1 protein-coding gene is annotated in these 238 nt (G+C 52.9%); it reads right to left on the bottom strand.

The annotated features are described in order from the left end of the window. Positions 1–227, bottom strand: a 227-nt coding sequence (locus KVT34_RS31045; protein WP_483311479.1) for a glycine betaine ABC transporter substrate-binding protein, incomplete at its 3' end; no start/stop codon positions are given. Positions 228–238: the final 11 nt, after the last annotated feature.

The following is a 238-nucleotide window of genomic DNA, read 5'->3' as shown; positions in this document are numbered from 1 at the left end:
TGCTTGTTAAGCAGTTCGCCGGTATAAAGGGTCGACATCTGGATGTCGCCCTTCTTCATGGCATCGATGATGTCTCCGCTTGACGCAAGGTCCGGAAGTACATCCACCTTTAGGTCGGTACGGTCCTCGATCAGCAGCTTGTACATATGGGCCAAAATTTTCGGCTCCGAATAAGTCTGCGTACCGATCAGAATGGTATCTCCCCGACCGCAGCCGCTTGCTGACACAACAACCGCAG

Source organism: Paenibacillus sp. GbtcB18 (assembly GCF_019091125.1).
GTDB lineage: Bacteria > Bacillota > Bacilli > Paenibacillales > NBRC-103111 > Paenibacillus_F > Paenibacillus_F chitinolyticus.
This window is presented reverse-complemented; position numbering and strand designations above follow the sequence as displayed.